Here is a 5,946-nt window from a genome sequence, read left to right as displayed (position 1 = left end):
CCCAAATGTTATTGCCTCTTTTAAAAAACAAGGAAAAGATTGGCGAACACGTATGGGTGAAGTCTTAAAAAAAGCAAGTGGCAGCTAAACCAACCACCTCCCCATTTTTGAGAACGGGGAGGGGAGTTCTGTTTTTAAGTTAAGCAACCTTTTTAATGGGGCTTTCTAAATCTGGTTCGTAAGCTTTCAAAAAAGGATTCATAGCCATGGGAAACTCTGAAGCTCCGAAATCTGTAAGAACTGCCAGAATCTTTGTAAAATTGGGCACTTCATCTTGAAGTTCTAAAATCAAAGCTTTTTCCACCACGCCCATGACCTGCACCAGCGTGTTACAATCCTCATCTCCAACACTTTGATGATTGGAAAATTGAGCCAACGCTATCCACAAATCGCATAAGAAGTCGACACTGCTATTCATTGCACACCCCCAAAGATTTGCTCTCTCAAACATGCCAATCCTCTGGATGTAATTTTTGTTGAAGGGAGCACTTTTTCTGTACCATCTGGTCTTTGAATGGTGATAGCAGGACAGTCCATGAAACCTTTTTTGATTTTATCTTGATAAGGTAACAGAGGCGCCCCTGGAGTACGCCGATACACCCAACCATGTTTACGCAAGTAATCAGTTAAATCCTTTGGTCGTACTTCCAACATCTTTGCTGCTTCAATAAGACCGAATAAACCATCAGAGCGTTTTAGACCTTCCAAAGCTTCGGCTTTTGGCTTGAGTGTACTCACCTCATTTCTTAAGTCTTCTAATTGATTGATACTCTCTAAAAGGAGCTGTTTAATCGTAAGAGGATTTTCCAAAGCATTGGCAAGATTTATTTGCGGTGTTGCTATNGCTGTTTAATCGTAAGAGGATTTTCCAAAGCATTGGCAAGATTTATTTGCGGTGTTGCTATTTGTTTTGCACGTTTTTCACATTCTATAAAATATAAACGAGCTTCTCTACCTTTCTTATTGTTCTCCACCATAGAAAGTTCTTTGGCTACACTTAAAGTGAGGTGATATTCTTTTAATACCACATTTTGACGTTCGCCAATTTTGGCGAGCGTTAAAATATAATCTCTTTCCTCTTTAAAATCATATTTATTAATACGATCTTTAATCCAATTGGAAAAATCCCGTTTTACCTCTAAGAATGCATGCAATTCGCGTGCACTAACTGTTTGAACAATCTCTTGTCCAATTGCTTGTTCTGATATTTTAATGAGAGTCATTGTGAACCCCTAGTTGTTAGATGTTTGTTAATGACACTCTAAGAGAGTGCCGGGCGCTAACAAACACGGCAACTAGTCCGTCGTTACACTTTCCCCGCAAGGGTATTTTATAGTGTAACCACACCCGACAAACTTCCTTATACGCTATACGCATACAATGAGTCAAAAATTTAAATTTGCGGAGAAAAGATTGTTCCGGCAATTTATCCGCTAGTTGCTTAAGGTGTTTGTTAGGCACCTGATTCGACAATAGATATAACAATACTATCTTGTCAAGTGACAAAAAACTTTTTTCTAAAAAATAATCCACTATTGTACAGTGTGTATATGAGTACACATTAAATTGTTATTTATCAATGAGTTATGTGTACAATGTACAGTCAATTTGAAAATTCTGTCGCTAGCGATAGTTTGCGCTCGCCTGCCCCGCAACGAAGCCAACCCGCTGGGAAGTACCTTTTGAATTGATTTTATTGATTTTTTTATGAAAAAAACAAAGCATAAGTGATAATCTGTTTTTAAAATTGCAATAAGAATATGTAATGCCTAAACTCATAAGGATATGGAATATATAGATAAAGCTTGAGAACATGATCTAGCCTTTTTTATTAGCAGCGTATTCTTGACGAGAAAGTTGTCTCTGTATGTTTTTGGTTAATCTTTCATTGGCTTCTTTTACAATAGCACTTGCAATTTCTGGCTTAGACATCACTTTAGCAATTGAAGGTCCTTCTTGTTTTGCAATGGGGAATTGATCTCCGTCATCTCTTTGAAACACATTCCCTCCCATTTTCAATTCAACACGCTTTGGAAAACTGCCTCCCTTGATAAAACCATGGGGTAAGATTTCTTTCTTTCCAAACAGTGTGTAAGTTACGCCGCGTTTTGTTTCGTTTGCTTTAAAAAATTTAAGAGGTATCGGTGTTCCAGAACCAATGATATCTGTCTCAAGAAACCTTGCTGTTGCCTTTTCTTTAATATAAACACCTCTTCTTATACGCTTTATTTGGGCTGATGAGATGTCTGCAACTTGCTTTTCAGTAAAGCGTTCAACTTGTTTTGCTGCAGTGTTTAGAGCATTACGCAGAGCCCAATTAAGGCGTGGTGCTTGAAGGCTTGTGAAGGTATCCTTCACCTGTTGAAGATAGCATTTTGGGTGGATGATTAACTTCAACTTCTAAGCCTTTTTTGGGGTAGGTGACTTGGAAGCTTTAGATGCTTTTGGCTGTTCGAGTGGAATTTCCTCTGTCACTGGTTCAGACGATGTTTGTACGGCTTCTTGTTTTATCTGCTTAATTTGTTCAACTGCCTTGTCTGTTTTTGCTGTTGTCTTGACTCCAATAAAAGGTTTTACAGCATTAGCGCGCTTGAGACGTGCGTAGACTTGATTAGAAACTTCAACAAATGGATTATTGGGTGTTGATGGTTCAAATCGAACAGTGCTTTTATTGTCTCCAACAACACACATTGGCTTAGTGATGACAGTTTTCATCATTGCTCCTTTTGAGTCATAATTAATGACATCATTAGTCAATTATTGATTTTTGTTATTTGAAAAATAGATTAGTCAGAATTACCCAGAAAACAGAGCTTTCTAGCCATATTAAAGGCTTGATATTTCATTGAATTTTTGGGAATATTTTTGAATTTTGGACGCAATACAACCAATGCAGTGCCGTCATTAAATACGATTTTTTACACCATGCCAACAAAAAAATCTATATTTTAGATTTTATAAATTATTGTGAAATTATTATAGGAGGGAAAGGCAATGACAGGTCCAGAAATATTAGATGCCATGTATATAGTATCAATGATAGTTATATCCCTCTTAACTATAGCGTTTTGTTTGCCTGCCGCCTTTTGATTTTCATTAATAGCTCGCGGATCATATGCAATTACACGCTTTTGCAAAAAAATCTAGAGTGATAAATTTTTCCAGATTGAAGAGCTAAATATTAAGCTCGTGACGCGCTGCTGTTGCCAAAAAAGCAGATCTTGTTAAACCTCTCTCTTGTGCACAATTATCAATTGCACGTAAAAGCCCTCGTTCAATTGATATATTTGTGCGTATGACTTCTGAATCATTTTCAATAAAAGGAACTTGTATTAAAAAAGCTCCTTCTGACAAAGCTGTTTTGACAGATTTCCGTTGTATGACTTCTTCAAATTTTGAAGGAATAGGCACTCTATCTATATCTTCACAATAAAGTTGGAGTGCTTCTGTTGCATTTGCGATTAAATTTTCTTCCTCATCAGCAGCAGAAAAAAGTCCCTCAAAATCAGGAAACTGAACACCAAAAGCAGATTCTTCATCTTTATGAACAAGAGCAAAAAATCTTTTCATTCTTCTTCTCCTTCTTTTAACCAGCCTGCTTGTTGTGCGATAGAACGTGCTGTACCAATCGGAAGATTTTTTTTAGGATGTGGAACGATAACAACCTTATCATCTTTTTTAAATTTATGATGAGAACCTTTCACTTTGATAAGTTCAAAGCCATCACGCTTTAATTTTGCAATGATTTTTCGGCTATCTTGTTCCATTACCTAAACTCATAATGTGTAAATATATACACATTTTAATGATTTTTCATCTGATGTCAATTCTTTTTTAATGGCTAAAATGCTTATGAAGCGCATTAAGAACAATACGCAAAGAGCTAACAAGATGTGTTAACGATTGATCTTCTATAACAAGATATTGTAATGCAGCGTAAAGATTATACTGTCTATAGAGGTGTTGTGTTTCTTTGATAACCTCTTTCGTCTCTTCATAACAATGAGTTGCTCTTTCAATCCACCGTTTTTGTGCCTCCTCATTTGATGAAGGAGTAAAGTTATCATAAATTGCATTAGGCAATCCTTTTGCACATAGATAATTGTTTTTCACTTCAAGATATTTTTGTGCAGCATCATATTGGTCTTGATTGATTTCACCTTGCAAATAAAACCGCCCGATATAGGTTCCGGAAAGCGGATTTTTAGCCTCTTCTATGGTCAAGCCAAAGCGTTTGGCACGCATTTCAATTGCCAATTTATCCATGGGTTTATGCGGTGTTTTTGCTCGTGAGATGCGTCCGTTTGGTTCTCTGATACATCCTTTAATCCGAGGACGTCCGCGTTTTGTACGTTTTTTTCTCTTTGTCATATGTTATCAATCAGAATGGGATAGCATCATTAAGAGATGTGCCATGATCAGTAGCACCTGAAGCGATAGCATAATTTTGAGAAGTAATGGGTGAAGGGGTAGGGGATGCTGATTGCTCTTTCTTTGCATCAAGCAAATACAATTCCCCTTTGAATTGTGGTAAGATAATCTCTGTTGTATAACGGTCATGCCCATTTTTATCTTGCCATTTGCGTGTTTGTAATTTGCCTTCTACGTAAATCTTTGAACCTTTGTTGAGATACTGAAGTGTAATTTTTGCTAAATGTGGATTAAAAATCACCACGGAATGCCATTCTGTTTTCTCTACTTTTTGATTGGTTTTTTTTATCTGTATAGCTCTCAGAAGTCGCTATACTAAAATTGACTATTTCTGCTCCAGAATTCATTGTCTTGCTTTCGGGATCAGCACCTAAACGCCCGATTAATGTCACTTTATTTAGCATGTTTTTTCTTACCTTAAACTTGTACTTTAATACATAGAAAATCTTAGTATGATTTGCTTATTTTTTCAATTATTTCAAAATGATATTATTGTTTTTTAACATATAAAATTATATTTAATATGCAAAAAACATAAATAGTTCAGTGTTCATTTAAAACTCTTGAAATACATACATAAATGTATTAACATAAGATATGAAAATAAGATTTGAATGGGATGAAACTAAAGCAAAAAGTAATCTTAGAAAGCACCGTGTCAGTTTTGAAATTGCTGCTCGTGTTTTTGCAGACCCGTTCGCCATGGTTAAACAAGACCGTATTGAAAACGGAGAATATCGTTGGCAAACTTTGGGTCTTGTGGATGGTTTTTTACTGCTGCTCGTGGCGCATACTGTCCATGATGATAAAGATGGTATAGAAGTAATCCGTATTATTTCAGCGCGGCGAGCTAACTCGAAAGAAAGGAAACGTTATGAAGAAGAAAGTTCTTTATGAAATTGATGTAGGTAACTTATCACCTTTGACAGATAAACAGAGAGTTGAAGTTGATAAGCTGGCTGCAATGCCGGACAGTGCAATTGATCATAGTGATATTCCGTCACTCAATGATGCATTCTGGAAAAACGCCGTTCGCAATCCATTCTATAAACCAACCAAAACTGTCACAACAGTACGTGTGGATTCAGACGTTCTAGCGTGGCTTAAAAGTCAAGGGAAAGGATATCAAACACGGATTAACGCAATTTTACGTGACGCCATGCTTCGTTCAATGCGTTGATCTCTTTCCTGCTACAAAGAGTATCAAACAGCTTTCGATAGTTTTTTATCTCCTTGTTGATCTCATCTATGAACGTTGAGAAGAAACAACGTAATCTGAACAGTTTTATAAAATCGGAAATTTTACTATAGCTTTTTAACTGAGCACTGTAGTGTGTAAATAGATATGTTTATTAAACTGCGTGTATGTAACATAAGAAACAGTACACAAACTAAAAAGAATACCAAAGAGCAATATCTGAGTACCAAAGTACAGTATCCAATGAAAAAGAAAACTGGTGTTCCACGTGCTTAGAGGTGACAGGCAAAGAAACCGTTTCTTTATAACTATTTGGA

At 36.3% G+C, this 5,946-nt stretch carries 9 protein-coding genes and 3 pseudogenes; 3 read left to right on the top strand and 9 right to left on the bottom strand.

Translation table 11 applies throughout. The features are described 5' to 3' along the window. Window positions 1–88 (top strand): BrnA antitoxin family protein (locus ACFIK4_RS04120; protein WP_375675081.1); only part of this gene is annotated, 88 nt, incomplete at its 5' end. 51 nt (window positions 89–139) lie between these two features. On the opposite strand, the gene ACFIK4_RS04115 is transcribed toward ACFIK4_RS04120, so the two are convergent. From ACFIK4_RS04115 to ssb, 8 genes and pseudogenes are all read right to left on the bottom strand, one after another. Then, window positions 140–418, bottom strand: coding sequence for a hypothetical protein (locus ACFIK4_RS04115; protein ID WP_375613974.1), 279 nt, complete (start codon window positions 416–418; stop codon window positions 140–142). Then, window positions 415–1,223: pseudogene (locus ACFIK4_RS04110) on the bottom strand (antA/AntB antirepressor family protein). The gene ACFIK4_RS04115 and the pseudogene ACFIK4_RS04110 overlap by 4 nt, the downstream one beginning before the upstream one ends. A 595-nt stretch (window positions 1,224–1,818) precedes the next feature. Next, on the bottom strand, window positions 1,819–2,397 hold the full coding sequence (locus ACFIK4_RS04105) for a hypothetical protein (protein ID WP_375675077.1): 579 nt from the start codon (window positions 2,395–2,397) through the stop codon (window positions 1,819–1,821). A 3-nt stretch (window positions 2,398–2,400) separates the two neighbouring features. After that, window positions 2,401–2,715 (bottom strand): hypothetical protein, encoded by a 315-nt coding sequence (locus ACFIK4_RS04100; protein ID WP_375675079.1) that lies wholly within the window; start codon window positions 2,713–2,715, stop codon window positions 2,401–2,403. 459 nt (window positions 2,716–3,174) lie between these two features. Then, window positions 3,175–3,570: a type II toxin-antitoxin system HicB family antitoxin gene (locus ACFIK4_RS04095; protein ID WP_375675075.1), complete on the bottom strand. Its 396-nt coding sequence runs from the start codon at window positions 3,568–3,570 to the stop codon at window positions 3,175–3,177. Beyond that, a complete protein-coding gene (locus tag ACFIK4_RS04090) occupies window positions 3,567–3,767 on the bottom strand; it encodes a type II toxin-antitoxin system HicA family toxin (RefSeq protein ID WP_375612550.1) in 201 nt (66 codons plus the stop codon). Before ACFIK4_RS04090 ends, ACFIK4_RS04095 begins: the two co-directional genes overlap by 4 nt. A 67-nt stretch (window positions 3,768–3,834) precedes the next feature. After that, window positions 3,835–4,371, bottom strand: coding sequence for a hypothetical protein (locus ACFIK4_RS04085; protein ID WP_375668737.1), 537 nt, complete (start codon window positions 4,369–4,371; stop codon window positions 3,835–3,837). Between the two features lie 10 nt (window positions 4,372–4,381). Continuing rightward, a pseudogene (gene ssb / locus ACFIK4_RS04080) lies at window positions 4,382–4,835 on the bottom strand (single-stranded DNA-binding protein). Between the two features lie 193 nt (window positions 4,836–5,028). Between ssb and ACFIK4_RS04075 the strand changes: the two are divergent. After that, a complete protein-coding gene (locus tag ACFIK4_RS04075) occupies window positions 5,029–5,328 on the top strand; it encodes a BrnT family toxin (RefSeq protein ID WP_006925654.1) in 300 nt (99 codons plus the stop codon). Next, a complete protein-coding gene (locus tag ACFIK4_RS04070; RefSeq protein ID WP_273756873.1) occupies window positions 5,306–5,611 on the top strand; it encodes a BrnA antitoxin family protein in 306 nt (101 codons plus the stop codon). Before ACFIK4_RS04075 ends, ACFIK4_RS04070 begins: the two co-directional genes overlap by 23 nt. 125 nt (window positions 5,612–5,736) lie before the next feature. Here the strand turns inward: ACFIK4_RS04070 and ACFIK4_RS04065 are convergent. Next, window positions 5,737–5,946 (bottom strand): annotated as a pseudogene (locus ACFIK4_RS04065) (hypothetical protein); the annotation flags it as partial.

The organism is Bartonella sp. AP9QHHD (genome assembly GCF_042195625.1).
GTDB lineage: Bacteria > Pseudomonadota > Alphaproteobacteria > Rhizobiales > Rhizobiaceae > Bartonella.
This window is presented reverse-complemented; position numbering and strand designations above follow the sequence as displayed.

Coding starts and splice junctions, on each gene's coding strand:
- ACFIK4_RS04115 (WP_375613974.1), bottom strand. CDS start 418: ATGAATAGCAGTGTCGACTTCTTATGCGATTTGTGGATAGCGTTGGCT.
- ACFIK4_RS04100 (WP_375675079.1), bottom strand. CDS start 2,715: ATGAAAACTGTCATCACTAAGCCAATGTGTGTTGTTGGAGACAATAAA.
- ACFIK4_RS04095 (WP_375675075.1), bottom strand. CDS start 3,570: ATGAAAAGATTTTTTGCTCTTGTTCATAAAGATGAAGAATCTGCTTTT.
- ACFIK4_RS04090 (WP_375612550.1), bottom strand. CDS start 3,767: ATGGAACAAGATAGCCGAAAAATCATTGCAAAATTAAAGCGTGATGGC.
- ACFIK4_RS04085 (WP_375668737.1), bottom strand. CDS start 4,371: ATGACAAAGAGAAAAAAACGTACAAAACGCGGACGTCCTCGGATTAAA.
- ACFIK4_RS04075 (WP_006925654.1), top strand. CDS start 5,029: ATGAAAATAAGATTTGAATGGGATGAAACTAAAGCAAAAAGTAATCTT.
- ACFIK4_RS04070 (WP_273756873.1), top strand. CDS start 5,306: ATGAAGAAGAAAGTTCTTTATGAAATTGATGTAGGTAACTTATCACCT.